The organism is Dactylosporangium sp. NPDC050588, from assembly GCF_040654975.1.
Lineage (GTDB): Bacteria > Actinomycetota > Actinomycetes > Mycobacteriales > Micromonosporaceae > Dactylosporangium > Dactylosporangium maewongense.
Map to the genome: position 1 here is coordinate 1 of NZ_JBFAJA010000211.1, position 2829 is coordinate 2829.

General features: G+C 73.2%; 1 protein-coding gene. It reads right to left on the reverse strand.

Annotation, left to right across the window (positions count from 1 at the left end):
- On the reverse strand, positions 1-2796 hold a 2796-nt coding region (locus AB0I21_RS57300; protein ID WP_360574470.1), incomplete at its 3' end, for an AMP-binding protein.
- Between the last annotated feature and the right edge of the window lie 33 nt (positions 2797-2829).

Genomic DNA, 2829 nt, shown 5'->3' on the forward strand with positions numbered 1-2829 from the left:
GGTGGATCCGGACGTGTAGATGACGTATGCAGCCTGAGCGGGTAGCACCTCGATGCCCGGATCGGCGTCGGCATACCCTTCCGTGTCGACGTTGGTCAATACGAGAACGGCACCCTGGCTCATGTACGCGACGCGCTCGGCCGGCAGATCCGGATCGATCGGCAGATACGCGCCACCTGCCTTCACCACCGCCAGCAACGCCACCACCATGTCCACGCCACGAGGCAGCTGCACACCGACCACGGAGTCCGCCCGCACGCCGCGGTCGATGAGCCGCCGGGCCAGGCGGTTCGCCCGCCGGTCCAGCTCCGCATACGACACGGGCAAACCGTCGAACTCCAGCGCCGCCGCGTCCGGGGTCCGGGCGACCTGCGCCGCGAACAGCGAGGGCAGTGTTGCCGCCGGCACCTCCGTGGCGGTGTCGTTCCACCGGCGCAGCACCGTGTCCAGGTCCGCCGCGGCGAGCACGCCGACTGACGACAGCGGCGCCGGCGCACCGGCCTCGAGGGCAGCGACGAGCCGACCGACGGCGGTGTGCAGCATCGCCGCCACCGCCCGCGGGTCGATCGGGCCGACCGCGTCGACGGTCACGCCGAAGCCGGTGCCGTCGTCGTCGACCGACACGGTCAGCGGGTAGTTGGTGCCTTCGCGGGAGTAGACGGCCCGGATGCCGGCGAACCCGCCAGCAGCGTCACCGTCGGGGTCCGGGTCGCCGCCGGTGTTGTCGTGCCGGTAGTTGAGCAGCGTGGCGAACAGGGGCTGGTCGGCGGGGACGGCGCTGACCTGCTGCGCGAGGGTCAGCGGGGCGTGCTCGTGTTCGAGGAGCCCGGCGAGCTGCCGCCGCATCGCGTCGACCGCCGCCGACACCTCCAGATCACCGGTCCGGACCCGCACCGGCAGCGTGTTCATGAACAGGCCCGGCACCCGATCGGCGCCGGCGCCCGCGTTCAACCGCCCGAACAGCACCGTGCCGAACACGACGTCGTCACGACCGGACACCACCGCGAGCACCCGCGACCACGCCACGTGCATCAACGTCGCCGGGCTCACCCCGAGCCGCCGCGCCGTCTCCCGCAACCGGACCGCCAGGTCCAGGTCGACGGCCTGGACGGCCTGGACGAGGCCGGTGCCGTCGCCGCGGACGTCGCTGACCCCGAACGCGGCGGTCGGCTCCTCGACGCCCGCCAGGAGGTCGCGGAAGTACGCCTCGTGCCGCCCGCCGGCGAGCTCCGCCCGCGCCTGCGCGACGAAGTCGCGGAACGGCAGCGGCGCCGGCAGCTCGTCGGCGCGGCCGGTGAGGACCGCCTCGATCTCGGCGAGGACCACTTCGAGGGTCGTGTGGTCCTGGGTGAGGTGGTGCATCCGCAGCAGTCCGAGGTGCCGGCCGTCGCCGGTCCGCGTCACGTGCAGGTCCAGCAGCGGCGCCCGGCCGAGGTCCATCGCGAGGCCGACCGCGGACACCAGCTCCTCGGCGTCCGCGGCGGTGTCGACCTCGGTCACCCGCAGCGTCGCGGTGCGCCACACCACCTGGACGGGTTCGCGCAGCCCGGCCCAGACGACCGCGGTGCGCAGGACGTCATGCCGGTCGATGACGTGCTGCAGCGCCGCGACGAACGCGTCGAGACGGTCCCGGTCGTCGAACTCGAGAACCGTCGGGGTGACGTACACGTCCCGGCCGCCATCGGCGAGCAGGTGGTGAAACAGGATCCCTTCCTGCAGCGGCGCGAGCGGGTAGATGTCCGCGACGTTGGCCGCGCCGCCTTCCACGGTACCGACGACGGACTCGACCTCGGCTGCGGTGAGCGCGACCAGCGGCAGCATGTCCGGGGTGATGGTCCGCGCGCCGGCCGGGATCAGGTTCGCCGGCACCTCGACCGCGACACCACCCGCCGCCGCGGCCAGACCGGCCGGGGACGGCGTCAGGAACAGCGCCTTCACCGACACCGACACGCCCCGCACCCGCAGCCACTCGACGAGCCGCACCGCGAGCAGCGAGTGCCCGCCGAGCGCGAAGAAGTCATCGTCCACCCCGACCCCGGCAACGCCGAGCACCTCGGCGAACGCCTGACACAGCAGCTCCTCACGCACGTTCGCGGGGCCACGCCCCGACCCGGCCGCAAACTCCGCCACCGGCAGCGCACGGCGGTCCAGCTTCCCGTTCGCCGTCAGCGGCAGCGCGTCCAAGGTGACGAACGCCGCCGGCACCATGTACTCCGGCAACCGCTCCGCGACGAACTCCCGCAACCCGTCCACCGAACCCACCACATACGCGACGAGCCGCTGCTCCGCCGTCGCCACAACCGCGACCTGCTCGACCCGCGGATGCGCGGCCAGAACCGCCCGGATCTCCCCCGGCTCGATCCGGAACCCGCGCACCTTCACCTGCTCGTCGGCACGGCCGATGTAGACGAGGTTCCCGTCCACGGTCCACCGCACCACGTCACCGGTCCGGTACAGCCGGCCGGACCCGAACGGGTTGGCCACGAACCGTTCCGCCGTCAGGGCGGCCCGGCCCGCGTAACCGCGCGCCAGACCGGCACCCGCCACGTACAGCTCACCCGCGACGCCCGGCGGCACCGGCCGGAGGTGGTCGTCCAGCACGTAGGCCTGAGCGTTGAGGATCGGCCCGCCGATCGACGGCACGTCACCGGCCGTGAGCGGCTGCGACATCGACGCGCACACTGTCGTCTCCGTCGGACCGTACGCGTTCACCAGCCTGCGCCCCGGCGCCCAACGGGCGACCAGATCGGCGCTGAGCGCCTCACCCGCGGACACGACCGTCGACACCGACGCCAGGTCGGCCGGGTCGAGGACGGCGAGGACCGCCGG